Raw genomic sequence first — 17,122 nt, 5'->3', positions numbered from 1 at the left:
ATTTATAGGCGCATGATCTGCCTGAATTCCTTTACCTTGCTTCGACTTACCGGCACCTCAAACTCCAAATCATGCAGGCGCAGCAAGTATGTATTGTTGAACCAAGGGATGATTTCCTTGATTTTGGACAGGTTAACGATATAGGAACGATGGCAGCGGAAAAAACGATCCTCCGGCAGTCGATTATAAAAATCGCTGATGCTGAGCGCCATACTATATTCCTCACCTTTAGTTATTACGCTCGTACTTTTCTCTTGTGCGGAGGCGTAATAAATATCATCAGCATTCACTACGATAATCTTCTCATTTTTCCACAGATTCACCTTATCACTTACTGGATTACGTTCCTCTTCCCCCTGTCTTCCGCGAGCAGCGAACGCCCCCTCTAGCTTGTGCAGCATAGCCTTAATGCGAACCTCGCTGTAAGGTTTAAGAATATAGTCAAACGCTTCAATCTCAAACGCCTCAGCGGCATGCTCCTTATACGCAGTAATAAACACTATATAAGGTTTTACCGAGAATCTGCTAATATTCTGAGCCAGCAGGACTCCGTCAATCGAGGGAATGTTAATGTCCAGGAAAATCACATCTACCGTCTCAACCTGTAAAAATTTTAGTGCATCCAGCCCATCTTCAAATTGTGCAGCAATGTCGATTCCACTGTGAGTCTCTATTAAATAAGCCAGTTCCTGTCTCGCTAGCTCTTCATCCTCCACGATAATTGCTCTCATAGGCCCTCCTTTTTGACATCAAAATAAATGTTCGTCCCTTTATCGAGCCTCTGAATCGTAAGACCAGTTCCATAGATGAGCTTGACCCGTTGATGTACATTAAACAGTCCGATCTTATTCTCCGGCATATCGCCAGCATAGACCTTCTCTATGGTTTCTTCGCTGATGCCAGCTCCGGTATCCCGAATGCCAACTCGCACATTATCGCCTTGATCTTTTACAGAAATCGTTACGGTTCCCGTCCCTCGTACCTTCAGTATGCCATGTATGATCGCATTCTCTACAAGCGGCTGAATGATTAGACTCGGAATCCGAACCTGAACCTCATCAATATCATAGAGGACATTAAGCCGGCTTCCGAAGCGCGCTTTTTCAATCTCTACGTATTGTTGAACCTGTTGTAGCTCGCGCTTAATATCAATGAATTCATCCGTCAGCTCCAGATTGTATCTCATATAACCGGACAGATTCACGATCAGCTCGCGCGCCTTATCCGGGTTAATCCGAATCGAGGACGCAATCGCGTTCAGCGCATTGAACAGAAAGTGTGGGTTAATGCTTGTCTGCAGCGCCTTTAGCTCCGCTTTGTTCGCCATTTCTTTAATGCCCTCAACCCGCGATACTTCCATTAGTGTAGAGATCATTTGCGACAAACCTACAGCCATAGCTTGTAGAGAATAAGTGATCTTGTGGGCTCTGGTGTAATAGATTTTGAGCGCTCCCGTCACTTCACCTTTTTCCTTCAATGGAATAATAATCAGCGATTTAATCTCCGGATTCACATAATCACTATCGTCGTTACGGATCGTAATTTCACCACTGGACAACGTCACTTTAGTTTCTTCACTTATAATTTCATTGGTCGTAGTATAATCCTCTTCTCCAACACCAACGTAAGCGAGAATGAGTCTTGTATCCGAAATAGCTACAGCATCTGCACCGATATCTTCTTTGATAATTTGGCAGATGGTACGAAGCGACTCGGGATTAATATTGCGAAAATAAGGCAAGGTCTTATTGGCAATATCCAGTGCCAGCTTGGACTGCTTCGCCGCAATCCGTTCCTTTTCACCTTCCACACTCTGCACTAGCATGACAATCAGACCCACACTAATCTGGCTCATAATCATCGGAAAAGCAATTTTGGACACGATATCCACACCCAGTGACGACGGTTCGGCCATCACTAGAATGAGCAGCATCGTCAGGGCTTCACAGGCCATCCCAGCCAAAATACCGGCCATCCAGCGACGTTCACCAGAAGTGCGGCGGTATATTACCCCTGACACAATCCCTGCGGTAATACTCGTAATCAGACAAGGAAGAGAGGTTACCCCTCCGATGTCAATTAAAAAACGGTGAACCCCTGAGATGATGCCTGTTATGAGTCCTACCCATGGCCCGAACAAAATCCCACCAGACACGATGGCGATAATTCGCACATTCACAAGCGAGCCTTCCACATTAATGCCACTATAGGTACCGAAGATGGCAAATAAACTGAATATCGTCGTCGCTATGGCAAGCTCCTGCGGGGCGTATGTTCCTTTTTGAAAAATCTCTTTAAACCGCGGCAGACGAGTCAGCACGAACAGACACATCAGCAGTAGTGCAGCTCTTTCGAATAATTGCAGTAAAATCGTAAACGTATATTGCACGGTCTCCGCCTCCAAAGGACTAGATGTCGACTTATTATAAAGATAGTTCATGCCTCTGTCCATTCAGCCTATCCTTTAATACCTCTATTGAAACTCTTGTTGTATGATATGAACAGAATAAAAGCATACATATACGGAGGTGGGCGGTTTGCAAAAATTAGAACACGAGGCAGATATCATACAGCTTGTACAAAATGATCCCTGGATGATGGATATATTAGAAAATGCTAGATCGCTGCAGTTACCTGACTGGTGGGTTTGCGCTGGCTTTGTGCGTGCAAAAATTTGGGACACCCTTCATGGCTTCGAAGAACGGACACCTTTGCCAGATGTTGATGTTATTTATTATGACGACAGCAATCTTCAAGAGGAAGTGGAGAAGGATTGGGAGGCGAAGCTAAGAGATTTAAACCCCAATGTTCCCTGGTCTGTTAAAAATGAAGCAAGAATGCATACCGTCAATCAACTTCCACCTTATACATCAGCTGTTGATGCGATATCCAAGTTTCCGGAAACCGCCACAGCACTTGGACTCTCCTTAGATCCAACAGGTAAAATCATCCTAGTCGCTCCACACGGAATTTCCGATGTTATTCATGTAGTATTACGACCTACCCCACATTTTACTGAAAACCCAAGCTTACTCCCTATTTATGAACAACGCGTTATTAAAAAGAACTGGCAGGCGACGTGGAAACAGTTGCAGATCAGCACTACCTAAAATAACAAAAAGCAAGCCCCCAATATAGCAGGGCTTGCTTTTCTGGTTTTTTTACACCGCCAAATCGATACCTACTACACCAACGACATCTCCCTGACGATTCTTAATCGCTCTGGATAATGTAACACAAGAACGCTTCGTAATCGCTGATACATAAGGATTCGAGACATATTGACCTTCATTTATGGCCCCATTCCACCAATCACGTCGCTTGGCATTCAAGAGGCCAGCCGCTGGCTCGGAATAGATAAAGGTCCCATCCGTCCGATTGGACCAAATGGCTTCTACATCCGGAATTTTTTTAATGTAAGAGGTCAAAACACCTTGATGAACTTCAGTATCCGGGTCGTACAGTTCTTCCTTAGCTGAAATTGTCTCCAAGAGACTCTGCATTTCTTGAAGCCGGGCTGCATATTGGCTCATCTCGATTTCTTCTCGGGCTGCTATGCTGGTAACCGATTGCTGCAACGATTGCGACTCCGCTAACAGATTAGCGCTGACTTCGTTCAGCTGCCCGATCTGGCTCCGCTGCCGTGTCACCTGTTCCAGCGTAAGATCGACATTGGCAATCGTCTCATTCACGATAGCCACTGCCCCACTCAGCTCCGTCGTCACTTCAACAATCAGCTTGCTCTGCTTCGCGGCAGCATCGATGGTTTCTGTTACGGCGCTGCCTACCTCATCGACTCTCGTCGCGATATCATCGAGTCGAAGCTTCACAGTGCCGACCTCGTTCACCCCACGTTCTACTGAAGCTTGCTCTTTCGTCACGGATTCCAGCACCTGCTGTACTCCGTTATTAATGTCGAGCAAGATGCCAGAGGAACGGTCTACCGAGCTCTTGCTTTGATCAGCCAGCTGCCGAATCCGGCTGGCCACCACCGCAAATCCACGGCCCTGTTCCCCCGCCCGGGCCGCTTCTATGGAAGCATTAAGCGCTAGCAGTGAGGTCTCATTCACAATTCCGTTAATAAGCGTATTGATCTCTTCTACCATCGCAATATGATTACTCAAGATAGTAAACTTAGCTAACATGTCCCCGCTCTGCATCTGTAAATCCTTCATCACAGCATCTGCGATGCTCAAGGAATCAACCATAGTTGTCATTCCTTGACGAGCATATTTCATATTTGACCCCAGTCTCTCCGTCAACTCTTCGATATGTGCGGTAACGGATGCTACTCCGCCCATTGTCTGATAAGCACCTTCAATATTAGCTTTAGCTTCGTTACTGCGAATCCGCAAATCCATCTCGTATTCATGTGAATAATCTGCTGTCTGCTGCAGCTCTTCTGTATGACGACTGATTTCTTCGAGTGCACCATGCAGTCGGTCCGAAGTAACTACAATCTCATTGCCAAGCAGCTCAACTTTATTCTGCGACTCCTTCAGCAGCGCTTCTTTGCGGTAACCGTAGCGGGACAAATTCAGTGAGACCCAGCCTAGAGAAGCCATAAGCAGGATGATTACCAGCTTATGAATCCAGAACATGTCTATCAACAAACTGTAAACACTGACAAGGAGCAACAGGACGACTACAAAAATCTGGCTAGGGCGAATCTGCATCATTATTCCCACTCCACTCGATTGATGTTATGTATTCTAACATTATATCAGCAGAGTTAATTAAAGGAAATACTTTCTATACTATTCCTTTTCGATCAGTCTTTTCACACGCAAATCCATATCCCTGGAGGACCTACACCAACGTTACCGTAATATACGAATATATTTGGAGATAATTGGTCGAGAGGGAATCCGTAATTATTGTCGAATATATAAGCAAATTGCCACTGGAAAAGAGGAACACATTATGCATACTACATCTCAAACTCCTCGTCAGACCCATTGGAATCGCGTGCTGCTTAATGCATTCTGGATCATCCTGATTGTGGATTTAAGTATTCATATGTTTGTTTCTCAATGCCTATGGGGCCAACATTCGGATACCCTAACCATGGGAGAGTTTATTACTCAGTCGCTGATTCCTGATTCCATCATATTGACTTTGATCATTATTCTGGAATTTATCTATAGATGGAAACCCTTATGGTCCGAGCTAGCTATTACAGTAGCGAGCCATTTATTTGCGCTTCTGATTATCATCAATCTCAATGATGAACTGTATGTAATGTCATTAATTATGCTGCTGCCGCTGCTTGTATCCATGATCTATATGAAGTCTAGTTATATGATAGCCTCTTCTGCTGTTTGTCTACTGTACACGATCATTTTATTCATCAAGGCATCTAATCACGGATACGTCCCCATCACCCAAACTATCATTATTGTTCTTATTTTTGCCGCTACTGCTTTAGCAGGCTTTGCAGTCATCGGTCGTGGGCGTGATTTGATGAGATCACTGGAGAACTCCGTAAAGTCAGAACAGGAATTACGCATTCAGAATATAATCATGGATCGGCTATCCAAGATCGATCCTCTGACGGACCTTTATAATCATAAGACGTTTCATGAATACTTAGGATGGCTGATCGATCATCAGCAGAGTAATCCATTTCCCATGCAGCTAGCCGTTATGGACATCGACAACTTCAAAAAAGTAAATGATTCCTATGGGCATTCCGTTGGAGATATCGTATTACAAAAGGTTGCAGCGATCCTCCTCGAGCATGTCGGTCCTGATGATTTCGCGGCTCGCTTTGGCGGGGAAGAATTTGTCGTCATTCTGACTTCTAAAACCCTTGATCATTCTCATGAGATTATGAAGCATATTCTAACGTCCATCTCCGATACCCCCTTTGCGGAAATGAACGATAAAAACGTAACCGTTAGTATCGGTATGCACGATTTTATAGGAACAGATTCCAAAAACTCTACATTTCAAAAAGCAGACGATGCACTTTACGAGGCTAAGAACACCGGGAAGAACAAAATCGTAATCAGCTAAAGACCGAACACAAGCAAAAACACCTTCGACGTCCCTAATGGACGGTAAGCGTTTATGCGAGAAATATAAGGATAATATATAGCGTGAGACTTATAAATTCTTATATTTGAACAAATAAGCCCACGGATCTTTTCACGGGCTTGTTTGTGTTCATCTGTTTGAATCTGACTGCTAAATCCCATAGCGCCTCTGTGTTTCCAAAAGCTCTACGACTGCCTGCTTCGGCACAGGTCTGCTAATCAGGTAGCCTTGAACCTTGTCGCAGCCTAATTGCTTGAGCAAATCCATCTGAATAACCTCTTCTACACCCTCTGCTACAACTTTGAGTCCCATATTATGCCCCAACTGTATAATGGACTGCACAAAAGACTGGCTGTTAGCTTTTTCTGAGAGTGAATCAATAAAGGTTTTATCCATCTTGAGCGTTGAAATCGGCAATTGCTGCAAATAGCTAAGTGATGAGTAACCCGTTCCGAAATCATCCAAGGCGATACTAATGCCCTTAGATTTAAGAAACTGCAGCTTACCCAGAATACTCTCAAATGATTTCATAAAAATAGACTCCGTGATTTCCAGCTCAAGACAGCTTGGATTTAGGCCACTTACTGCCAGACTATCCTGTACCATCTCGATAAAATCGTTCTGGAATAGCTGAATAATCGAAATATTGACCGATATTTTATAAGGAATACCTGTACGATCTTGAATACCTTTCATAAAGATGCAAGATTCACGAAGCACCCATTCACCAATATCGATGATCAGTCTGGAATCCTCAGCAATTTTTATAAACGAAAGTGGAGATACAGAACCAAGCGATGGGCTGTTCCAACGAATTAATGCTTCAAAGCCTGAGATGAATCCGGATTCGATATCCATCTGGGGCTGATAGTTCAGTTCAAATTCATTATTGTTCATTGCACTGCGCAAATGTTTCTCTATATTCATTCGTTCATTAAACGCTGTATGCATCGATTTGTTATAGACTACATAAGTTCCCTTGCCATCCTCTTTAGCACGGTACATCGCCACATCCGCATTACTCAAAATTTGCTCGGCCGTCTCTCCATCCTCTGGATAAAAGGAAATCCCGATGCTTAGCGAGACGTACAGATTACTCTCTCCTATTAAAAAGGACTGCCTGAACGCTCTCATTATACGCTCTGCCAGATTCAATACAGCCTCACGGTCCTCTGTATCCTTAATAAAAATAACAAATTCATCTCCACCTAGCCGTGAGAGCATATCTCCTTCCCGCATCAGTGACTGCAATCTCTCACTTGCCTTCCGGATGAGTACATCCCCGGATTTATGACCTAAGGTATCGTTGATGTATTTGAAATTATCTGAATCTAAAAACAGTAGTGCAAATTTCCCTCCCGGATGCTTTAGATACTTCTCCATGGTCTCCAGCAGACATAAACGGTTAGGTAAGTTACTAAGCGCATCCACATAAGCCAGACGATGCATATGTTTCTGATTGTCTAGAAGCATATTATATTGTACCAGAAGCTCCTGTTGAGTGGTCGTGAGCTGCTCATAGGTCGCCCCAAGTTCTTGGTAGCTGTTGCTCAAATTAAGCTCCGCTTGCTTCCGCTCGCTGATATCAATCAAGGAGCCCATAAATAATAGAACTTCATCCTTTGGATTAACGGTAGCCTTACCCCTAACTTCAAACCACACGATTTGATTGTCTTTGGTAATCATGCGGAACTCCGTTTCGAAAATAGGTGTAACACCCTCCAGGTGATCATGTTTAAGCTTACGGGTTGAAGCTATGTCATCGGGATGAACAATACTAAAAGCTCCCTCTTCAAACGAGTTGATTTCATCCTTCGTGTAACCTATGAGGTCATACCATCGGTCTGATAAATGAAATCGTCTCGCCTCCAAATCAAACTCCCACATATATGCACCAGAACCTTCTGTGGTGAGCCGGAAACGTCGTTCACTGATTTGAAGCCTATTAAATTGTTCCTGTAGATCGACCTCTGTCGCTGAGAGCTCTTCGTATGTAGCTTCCAATTCCTTATAACTTAGCTGTAGCCTCAGCTCATTTTGTTTACGATTATCGATATCCACACCTACAAGTACAAAGATATCGGCTGCTTGCTTATCAAGTCCTTTTAATAAGGCTGTCCGGAATGAGAAATATCGCGCTTCAGATGACTGGTCTGGGAGCTTAATTTCTACGTTGTTAACATATTCATTCCGTATTGCCCGCATCAAAAGATCACGGATTGCAGCCGTACTACCTTTTAGACCATCGATATCCTCAATATTTACTCCCAGCACCTCTTTTTCGCTTAAACCCGTCATCCGCTCAGCAAACTTGTTAAACCGCACTACCTTTTTATCTGCCTGCACCGCCCAAACTACCATACCACTATGCTCTATAACATCCTCAAAAAATTGATGCTCTGAATAAACAGCACGCCGTAAACGATTAATATTCATTTTAAGCAGGACTCCACCCAGCATAAGAAGACAGAATAGAAGGATTGCTCCGTAAACCCATCTTTTGTGGATCATGCCTTTATAATAATCAGAATGAACGAAGAAATAGTTCTGGTACAATTCTTCAAAAGCACCCGAATGCTGTAATTCCACCAATCTCTCGTTAACATAAGAAACTAACTCCGGTGTAGACCTATTGATTGCAAAAGCCACATCCCTGGGATAAAGATCATTCATTTTCTTAATAATACTGTCCGTCTTCCCCTGTTCAACGAGCAGATAATCGACCACCTCCTGATTCTCAAATAGAAGGTCAATCTCCCCTTTTTCTAAAGCCTCCAAGGCTTCAGGAATCGTTGCATATTCTACGTAATCATTAATTCCCAGTTTCCCGTTCAGTACTGTTTCAGAATACTGCCCGTTTCCTAGACCTATCTTATAACCTCCAAGCTTATTTAAATCGACCTCACCCTTAAGCCCTCGCCTTGCGTAGATTGAAATATAGCTTTTGAAAACAGGTTCCGAAAATAACAACTCTTGTTTTCGTCCTTCCGTTACTGCCATTAGACCCGCTGTTTCGATATCTCCCTGAACGAGCCGATTATATACATCAGGCCACTTCCCTGTACTGTAGTGGACATCGTAATCCTGCTTCTCAAAGATCATATTACTCAATTCAATATCAAAACCGGTCATGTACCCATCTTTTATATATTTATAAGGTGGATATTCCAGCTCTACTTGATATTCGATCTCCTTTCTTTCGGCGTGAATGGCAGTAGGAGGTAAGAGCATAAATAGAATGCTAATCAGAAGCAACAGTCTGCACTGCTTCATCGCTCATCCCCCCCTTTTTACTGAATTTACAGTAATATCCTAAATGTTATTCGACAAAATATGGCAATACCCCTGCTTTTTCTTTCCTCGTCACATAATATACGCAAATCCCAGCAATGAACCCTTCCCTTTGTAAATTATATAAAATTACGGATGCTACATTTTTATATTGCTTTTTAGATGGAAAATGTGGATAATAGCAATAATGATACAAGTTGATAATGATTATCATTATTAAATAAGTTATTGATTTCACTTTACAATATTTAAGTTAAAAGGAGACTGATCACCCATGAACGTTACCTCTACCCGAACAACACTACAGGTTGACGATTATCTGGATCTGCTCAATCTTGCCGTTAAAGTTGGAGATTTAAAATGGCAAAAAGAAATTAAATCCAGATTGCAATACATTCTTTGTCTGCCGACAAGATAATCTTTCTGAATATTCGCCGCATTCCTTTAGGGAATGCGGCTTTTTTTGCTTGTATGATTGGCAGCCATGTAAGAATAAGAGTATCCCCGCGTCACGTGAGGGTTAATGATATAGTATAATTATCAGCATAATATATTGAATACAAAGTCCTTCAGATTGGAGCGTGTCAGCTTGAAAAAGTATTTAGCTTTATTCTTATTGATCAGCGTGTTATGGATACCCGTTGCATACGCCGCCGAAATCCCTGCTCAACAGGGATTAGTAACCGATAAAGCTGGAATGTTTAGTTCCGCAGAAGCGACGTCCATTTCTGCTGCTGCCACTGGAGATCTCGTTACTATGCATGTACTCACCGTAGATTCCTTAAACGGTACTCCGGCCGATAGATACGCCGAGGATACTTACGCCTCATGGGGACTGTCCACTCGCGATATTCTCTTGCTGATCTCTGCTGGCGATCAGTCCATTGAACTTAATTTTAACAATCCTGGCTTTCAAACCTCGTTAAATGCCTGGTCCCAAAATCAGGGAGGGAAATCAGGAAGTGCTGCCATTACAGCGCTGCTTGATACTTATTTCATCCCTTATGCCAGAGAAGGAGACTTCGCTGGAGGGACAAAGGCTTTAATTAAAGCGGTCCATTCCATCGGGGAGAGTACCGGAAATGCTGGAGGAAGTGCAGGAAGCGGTAGCGCAGTTGGCAGTACGAATAGCGGTTCAGGGAACGGAACCTCCGGTAAACCTGGGAATTCGGTCAGTACAGGAAGCAGCTCCAGTAGCTCCATGTTTACGATTGCCGCCATTCTAATCGGAATCGTACTAATACTACTTGTGCTATTTATTGTGATCACAGGTCTACGTCGACGCAAACAGCTAAACGCACAACAAGAGCAGTTATCCGATTTGCTAGTACGGGCGAATCGAGCATTGGAGTCATTAAAGCCATTTCAAGGGATCGTTCAGGGAAAAACCGAGGTACTGGTAGAAGGCATTTCAAAACGACTCTCTGCAAAGCTCGTTGAAATCTCTTCACTGCAAAATGATGGGCAAGGTGTACAGCCACCCTTTTATCGTTTGACTGCCCTTAAGGCAGCCGTGGAACAATTACAGCAGACAGAGGACTCCTTCCGCGCAGCGCTTGAGGAGGAAGAGAAGAACATTGCTGTCATCAGTGAAGCTGATCGCAATGTTAAACAACGAATTACAGAGCTGAAAGAGGATGCACCAGAGCTTGAAGAGCAGCTACAAGGTGCGGTTAAAGAAACTGGCTATGCACTTCAAGAAATTGTAGAAGAGCTCAAGGAGCTTGCCGAGGAGACCTCAAAGGCAGATCAATTGGAGCTTTTTGACCCTATCGCCGCACAAGAAATTACCGAGAATGCACAAGATCGCCAAGAAAAGATTGAACAAGACCTGAAGGATGTCGATCTCTACGATGATAAGCTAAACCAGTTCCCTACGGTATTAGCTGCAGCCCGTACCAAAATCACAAACATCATCGAGCAGAATTCACTTCACAACATGAAGGTAAAACCATTTGACCGTCTGGAGCAGGCCCGCACAGAATCGCTGACGCTTGAAGCGCCGCTGCGTGTTGGAGATATGGATGAGGTGCGCAAGATTGGCGCCACTCTTGACCTTCTCCTGGATGAGGCTGTTGCTATGACAGAACAACAAGCACTCCTTCGGCAGAACAACCGCAGAGATTTAGAGACATTCCGCACCGAATGGAGCCAATTAAAACAGCGGCGAGACGGACTGCAAAGCCAGATTACCGAAGCACGTATGTATTTTGAAGAACAACATGTATCAACTGTGGAGAACATCCTTACAGAGTGGAGTACACGCCTTCGGGAAGGTGCTAGTGAAGTAGCGCAGATTGAGAATTGGACCAGTGATGAGCGCGGCGAATATGATAAGGCCCACAATGCGCTAGAACAGTTGCTATCCCTCCTAGATGAAGCTGCAAGGCAGTTCGATGGTGTCTCAGAAAGTCTAAATGCACTTCATGAAAGACTGGATAAGGTCACTCGCCTCTTTTCCGAAGGGCAAAGCCGGGTGGAAACGACCCAACGAATGCTGCATAGCAGAGGGTTATCTTCTAGAATTCACTTCGAGCTATCCTTACTGCCGGAATACAGTGCACTGGATCATCGCCTGGCATCCCGGCCTTATAATCTTGAGGAACTGGAGTCCCTTGGCCGTTCTTATGATTCACAGATCACTTCCTTTGTGAATGAAGCGAACCGACTCGTTCGTCAGAAGGAAGAAGAAGAACGATTAGCTCAATTAGCTATGATGAGAGAACAGCAACGTCGCGCGCAGGCTCGCAAGCGAATGTCCTCTGGCCCACCTTCATCAGGTGGATTCGGTGGAGGACGCTCCTCCGGTGGCTCCTCCTGGGGTGGCGGCGGCAGCGGTGGCAGATCCTCCGGCGGATCTTCTTGGGGCGGCGGAGGGAAGTCCGGCCGAAATTCATCAGGCGGATCCAAGTGGTAGACTATCTCCAAACAAAAGACTCTTCCAGCCTGCTTGGGCGGAAGAGTCTTTTATTATGAATTACTGCTTGCATGACGAAGAAATAACCAAGACAAGCCCTTTATTTTATTGGCAGATAAATCGTAACGGCCGTACCTACGCCCACTTCACTCGCTATGGCCACTCGCCCTCTATGTGCAGATACTATCTTTTTAACAATCATGATTCCCAGTCCATTACCATCACCTCTGGTCGTGTGAAAAGGCTGGCCTAATTTCTCCAGTACTTCCTGGTTCATACCCTCTCCGTTGTCTGTGAAGGTAATCTTCTGGAAGCCATTCTCCACATCTAGGGCAACTGTAATGCTTCCGCCAAAGGGTAAGGCTTCCATTGAGTTTCTTAGGATGTTTAGGAAGACCTGCTTGATATGATTGCGATCACACAAGATATTCGCATCAAAATGGAATTGCGTGTTCAATGATATATTATTCATCTCCACTTGAATCGCAAAGATGCTGAGCACTTCCTGCAGAATCGTGCTACATTGTTCTACCCTATAATGCGCGGCCTGCGGTTTACCTAGTATGAGGAACTCACTCACAATGAGGTTCATTCTTTCTACTTCTGACATAATAAGATCATAATGTAGCAGTTGCGAATCTTTATTGGCCAGTTGAAGCATTCCTTTGACTGTAGTTAGCGGATTGCGAATCTCATGTGCAATACTCATGGCTAGTTGTCCAGCAACCACTAGCTTCTCTGTATTGCGCAGCACTTCTTCCGTTTTTTTCATCTCTGTGATATTACGAAGACTCCCAATCACACGAGCTAAACATGCATTCGAATCATAAACCGGAAGCACATCCAGCATATAATGTTCAAACAAACCGTTGCTCTCCTGAATCACTTCCAGCCCAGCACATGCCTCTTGCTGAAGAATGACATGCTGAAAATAAGAGCCAACATTTCGAATTTCGAAGACACTGGCACCGATAACAGATTCTTGATGTTCACCATCCAAATGAAGCATGTTTAAGCAGTTCTCATTTATATTGACGATCGTTCCGAGTTCATCCGTTATAATAACACCCAAATAATTGGTATCCAATAGGATTCGATTTAAAAGCTGAAGCTCAGCATTCCCTCTACGCAGCAAAATCTCGCGTTCGATGGAGTCAGCCATGGTACAGAGCAATGGCAATAAGTGGGGATGCGCCACATCTATATCCGCCATAAATGATATCGTCCCCAATATTTCAAGCCCATCCTCTTTATAAAAAGGAGCCGTGCAGCACACTAAACGATGAAGAATTTGATGATAATGGTCTTGTCCCTTCAACTGAAAAGGCCGATGGTGTTCGAGACACAACGCAATTGAATTTGTACCCACTTCTTTATTTAGTTGCACACCTTCTTTGATGCCAACCTGCCCTACGAGATCAATAATCGTCGGATCCCCTTTGAACGCCAATAGATAACCTGCATCATCCGATATGGTAACAAGGATCGGATTACCTTTTACTGAAGAAAGAAACTTGTTTACGAAAAAATCAATAACCTCAATCACTTCACTATATACACGGAGTTGCGACCCCAGTTCATCTGCAGCATAACATTTTGGAAAAATAGGAGGCTGCTCAGGGTCTATTCCTTGATCAATGCAATGCTGATTGGAAGCCTTAATGATAGTCTCATCCGTCAGTACCCCTGTTGTCTTTTCCAAAGCCTTACCCCATTCTGTATGAATCTTCAATTTTGTAATACTAATATGTATTCTACTTCTTTCCCCCTAATCCTTTTGAACCCTAAAAAATCAAAATATCCCAATGCGAATAAATTTCTTGCAGCACAAAAAAACTCCGCCCTTTTAAAGAGCGAAGTTGCGGATTCACATTATTTCTTCTTAATGTTTCGGATCATCCAGAAAAGGTTTGTTCACATAATAATACATAACCCCCATCAGAACTCCACCACCAATTAGATTTCCGATTGTAACGGGCACAAGATTATGTACCACACCGCCCCACGAAACCGTTCCGGGATGGTCAAGGACTAATGCAATTGCAAAGGTACACATATTGGCAATACTATGCTCATAACCAGAGATGAAAAAACAGAATACGAATAAGACCATTGCGAACATTTTGGCCCCATCGCCCTTTATATTCATCGGGATGAAAAAAGCCATACAAACGAGCCAGTTACAGAGGATAGCACGGAAAAAAAGCTGACCTGCCGGAGCCTCCATTTTATGCTCAACCACATATAGTAAAAAACCATTTACATCAGAACTGTAAAACAGGCCTGTTAAAAAAATCAACAGTGCAAATGCAGCAGCACCAAGAATGTTACCTATATAACTCATGATCCACATGCGTACAACCTCGGACCATTTCATTTTGCGTCTCAAAGCAGTGTACGTGTAGTAGAAAGTATCTCCGGTAAATAAGTCCCCTCCCCCGTATGAGATTAGGATGATCGCTGCTCCAAAAGTAATCGCAGCCATTGGATACGCAAATGGTGAATGCTCCATATAGAAGTAGTTGCCTGTCTTGAATGCTACAATTACGCCGAACCCGATAAACATACTGGCCAGCATGGCTCTGGCAATATAGCGCAATATACTTTGCCGATAGATCTTTTGTTTCTTAAGTGCTAATTGTTCAACCTGTAGCAGCGCCTCGTTCTCCATGTGACCTCCTTAGGAATTTGGGTTTTCCAGCTAGTTATGGGCTAATCGTGCAATCTTGCGTTATTATACCCAATAACCAGCTGGAAATTACTTGAACCAAATCATGGTAAAAATCCTAAGTGTCCTCATTCATTTTTGCAATCGCTTCTGCTCTTTCACTACTGGCTACGATGATAAGCACGAGTATCAAGCACCCTAAGATCATATGCCTATCCTCACTTCCTCCACATGTAGTCTTGTGACAACTTATGTGTGAAGATAGGGCTTTATGATTGAGTATTGGCGTTTAAAAAAGCCTGTTGAATGAATTCAACAGGCTTCTCAATCTATTCTCTGTATTTTTATTATTGTCAGAAACAATTTAGTTCAAGAAACTGCTCAGTTGACTCTCAGCCTCTCCTTGCTTCAGTGCCTGAGGCTTGTCCGCCTCATTTAGTCCTAAACGATTGCCCAGTTGAGTATTGATTGCTGTCATTTTAGACGTATAATCCTGGCAGCTCTCAATAATGCGACGGTTGGACTGTTCTGAAGTGTCTAATGCGCTAAGCAGATCACCGATCGCTTGATTCACAGCTTCCATAGACATAGAAGGCTTAGACAGCAACTCGGTGGTTTTCTCTGTTGTGGTACGCAGCAGACGTGCATTTTCTTTAAATTGATCTTCAATCGTCTTATTCGTCGCTTCTACAGCATTGATGACGTTCTCCTGATCCGCTAAAGACATCGCAATCATTGCCGACACCGTGATCAGATTAGAGGTCTTATCAATAGCGTTATTCACGGAATCAATCAGCTTGTCATTATTGTCATTAATAATATCTGTAGCAGCAATTGCTTGATTGTACAGCAGAATCATTTCTGTCATCGACTGAATTCGAACCATCACTTTACGCAAACCGCGCTCCAGATAAGCTTTACGGTACTCATTCTCAGGCTTCGCGATCTCTACCTCGAACAACTCTTTCAACTTAGTGCCGAAAGCAATTTTGGTCTGTAGGTTATAGATCTCTTCCATGGAAGTACGTTTCAGCTGACGCATATTTACAATGCTCTCTTCGAGGGTATCTCTACCATCGCGAAGCCCTGTAACAATGGCATCAATGTTCGTGCGGACCGACTGATATTTGTACACATAGTTCTTCATCGGACTCTTGCGTAGCATCTTGCCAAAGAAGCTCACATTCTTACTTTGCTGCAGATTCTCACACTCATTCCGCAGCTTCATAATCATATTAGGCACTTCAACGCGTTTACCTGACATCAGGTCATTCACCGGGCGATCCAGCAGCTTCAAGGTTTGTCCTGCTTTTTCCTGCGTCTTAACCCCAAGCTTACCGATATCATCCATCAAGGAATCCAGTGTAACAGTATCCGTTTGGGATACCTTCTCAATTAATTGTGCCGCTTCCTCGACAACCTTTTGTTCATCTTCTTTTTTTAATTGGATCAACTGCGTGGACATGGGATTCCCTCCTATAGTTCGGAACTGCTGTACCGCTGATGAATCAGTTCCGCCTTCGTCTGAAGTTCCATCAGGTCTTTATGTTCGATCGTGGACGCAATATCCGATATTTTGGAATCGACATCTCTTAGACCGTTCAGCAGCATTCTCCGATTCTTCGTCTTTGCTTCACCGCCTAGGCGTAAGAACGGGTTGATTACACCATTCAAATCCTTCAGAATCAATCTGCGGACCGTATGATTAATCTCGCCGTTATTCAGCTCCTGCAGCAGTGGAATTACACGTTGAAGCCTCGCGAAGAGCGCCAATGATTTCTCGACAATTTCATTGTCCAGCGTATCCTTCTGCCCTTCTGAGATAATCATATCTTCCAGAATGCTAAGATACTCCACAACCGGAGCGAACTCCGGTCCAATCTTCACCGCGCTCTCAGTCCTACCGTCATAGCTGTGATTACCTGATGTAGTATCATTTGTCGTGTTGCTTAATTGAGGAGCACTCGCAGCGGGTGCCTTAGCAATAGGTGTCGTCACAGGGCCTGCTGGCAACACCTCCGCTGGGAGATTGGTTCTTGGACTTCTCGTTACCAGAGCACCTATCCCCGCACCCGCTAAAGGCAACAGCAGAGAAATGAATTCGGGAAGAAAAGAACTCGTTAATACAGCAACAACGTAGCCGATACCGGCGTAAAGCAATACTTTCGATTTAAACTGAATTGTTCTCACCTCTTGTGAGCGACTTT

Annotated in this window: 12 protein-coding genes; 4 read left to right on the top strand and 8 right to left on the bottom strand. The window is 43.9% G+C overall.

From position 1 onward, the window contains the following. Positions 1–2 precede the first annotated feature (2 nt). Both ACFWMP_RS24400 and ACFWMP_RS24395 read right to left on the bottom strand, forming a co-directional pair. Entirely contained in the window at positions 3–731 is a 729-nt protein-coding gene (locus ACFWMP_RS24400; protein ID WP_042184277.1) for a LytR/AlgR family response regulator transcription factor, read from the bottom strand. Further along, positions 728–2,332 (bottom strand): sensor histidine kinase, encoded by a 1,605-nt coding sequence (locus ACFWMP_RS24395; protein ID WP_269321837.1) that lies wholly within the window; start codon positions 2,330–2,332, stop codon positions 728–730. Before ACFWMP_RS24395 ends, ACFWMP_RS24400 begins: the two co-directional genes overlap by 4 nt. Positions 2,333–2,594: 262 nt before the next feature. On the opposite strand from ACFWMP_RS24395, the gene ACFWMP_RS24390 reads away from it, so the two are divergent. Beyond that, complete coding sequence (locus ACFWMP_RS24390; RefSeq protein ID WP_042193171.1) at positions 2,595–3,110, top strand: nucleotidyltransferase family protein; 516 nt, start codon at positions 2,595–2,597, stop codon at positions 3,108–3,110. A 51-nt stretch (positions 3,111–3,161) separates the two neighbouring features. Here ACFWMP_RS24390 and ACFWMP_RS24385 read toward each other — a convergent pair whose 3' ends face one another. Continuing rightward, entirely contained in the window at positions 3,162–4,679 is a 1,518-nt protein-coding gene (locus ACFWMP_RS24385; protein WP_379424898.1) for a methyl-accepting chemotaxis protein, read from the bottom strand. A 244-nt stretch (positions 4,680–4,923) separates the two neighbouring features. Here ACFWMP_RS24385 and ACFWMP_RS24380 point away from each other — a divergent pair, with 244 nt between their 5' ends. Next, positions 4,924–6,018: a GGDEF domain-containing protein gene (locus ACFWMP_RS24380; protein WP_076299893.1), complete on the top strand. Its 1,095-nt coding sequence runs from the start codon at positions 4,924–4,926 to the stop codon at positions 6,016–6,018. Positions 6,019–6,189: 171 nt separating this feature from the next. Here ACFWMP_RS24380 and ACFWMP_RS24375 read toward each other — a convergent pair whose 3' ends face one another. Then, positions 6,190–9,312: an EAL domain-containing protein gene (locus tag ACFWMP_RS24375; RefSeq protein ID WP_379424897.1), complete on the bottom strand. Its 3,123-nt coding sequence runs from the start codon at positions 9,310–9,312 to the stop codon at positions 6,190–6,192. Between the two features lie 292 nt (positions 9,313–9,604). Between ACFWMP_RS24375 and ACFWMP_RS24370 the strand changes: the two genes are divergently transcribed. Next, on the top strand, positions 9,605–9,748 hold the full coding sequence (locus tag ACFWMP_RS24370) for a hypothetical protein (protein ID WP_167348483.1): 144 nt from the start codon (positions 9,605–9,607) through the stop codon (positions 9,746–9,748). Between the two features lie 171 nt (positions 9,749–9,919). Further along, a complete protein-coding gene (locus ACFWMP_RS24365; RefSeq protein WP_339244432.1) occupies positions 9,920–12,247 on the top strand; it encodes a septation ring formation regulator EzrA in 2,328 nt (775 codons plus the stop codon). 100 nt (positions 12,248–12,347) lie between these two features. Here ACFWMP_RS24365 and ACFWMP_RS24360 read toward each other — a convergent pair whose 3' ends face one another. The 4 genes from ACFWMP_RS24360 to ACFWMP_RS24345 form a co-directional block, all read right to left on the bottom strand. Beyond that, entirely contained in the window at positions 12,348–13,979 is a 1,632-nt protein-coding gene (locus ACFWMP_RS24360) for an ATP-binding protein (protein WP_339799872.1), read from the bottom strand. Between the two features lie 150 nt (positions 13,980–14,129). Next, a complete protein-coding gene (locus ACFWMP_RS24355) occupies positions 14,130–14,918 on the bottom strand; it encodes a formate/nitrite transporter family protein (protein ID WP_042184273.1) in 789 nt (262 codons plus the stop codon). Positions 14,919–15,279: 361 nt separating this feature from the next. After that, positions 15,280–16,380, bottom strand: a complete 1,101-nt coding sequence (locus tag ACFWMP_RS24350; RefSeq protein ID WP_042184271.1) for a toxic anion resistance protein — start codon at positions 16,378–16,380, stop codon at positions 15,280–15,282. An 11-nt stretch (positions 16,381–16,391) separates the two neighbouring features. Further along, positions 16,392–17,096, bottom strand: coding sequence for a hypothetical protein (locus tag ACFWMP_RS24345; RefSeq protein WP_042193161.1), 705 nt, complete (start codon positions 17,094–17,096; stop codon positions 16,392–16,394). Between the last annotated feature and the right edge of the window lie 26 nt (positions 17,097–17,122).

The sequence above is a fragment of the Paenibacillus sp. NPDC058367 genome (genome assembly GCF_042723305.1).
GTDB lineage: Bacteria > Bacillota > Bacilli > Paenibacillales > Paenibacillaceae > Paenibacillus_AQ.
This window is presented reverse-complemented; position numbering and strand designations above follow the sequence as displayed.

Coding starts and splice junctions, on each gene's coding strand:
- ACFWMP_RS24350 (WP_042184271.1), bottom strand. CDS start 16,380: ATGTCCACGCAGTTGATCCAATTAAAAAAAGAAGATGAACAAAAGGTT.
- ACFWMP_RS24380 (WP_076299893.1), top strand. CDS start 4,924: ATGCATACTACATCTCAAACTCCTCGTCAGACCCATTGGAATCGCGTG.
- ACFWMP_RS24370 (WP_167348483.1), top strand. CDS start 9,605: ATGAACGTTACCTCTACCCGAACAACACTACAGGTTGACGATTATCTG.
- ACFWMP_RS24400 (WP_042184277.1), bottom strand. CDS start 731: ATGAGAGCAATTATCGTGGAGGATGAAGAGCTAGCGAGACAGGAACTG.
- ACFWMP_RS24390 (WP_042193171.1), top strand. CDS start 2,595: ATGATGGATATATTAGAAAATGCTAGATCGCTGCAGTTACCTGACTGG.
- ACFWMP_RS24395 (WP_269321837.1), bottom strand. CDS start 2,332: ATGTGTCTGTTCGTGCTGACTCGTCTGCCGCGGTTTAAAGAGATTTTT.
- ACFWMP_RS24375 (WP_379424897.1), bottom strand. CDS start 9,312: ATGAAGCAGTGCAGACTGTTGCTTCTGATTAGCATTCTATTTATGCTC.
- ACFWMP_RS24385 (WP_379424898.1), bottom strand. CDS start 4,679: ATGATGCAGATTCGCCCTAGCCAGATTTTTGTAGTCGTCCTGTTGCTC.
- ACFWMP_RS24355 (WP_042184273.1), bottom strand. CDS start 14,918: ATGGAGAACGAGGCGCTGCTACAGGTTGAACAATTAGCACTTAAGAAA.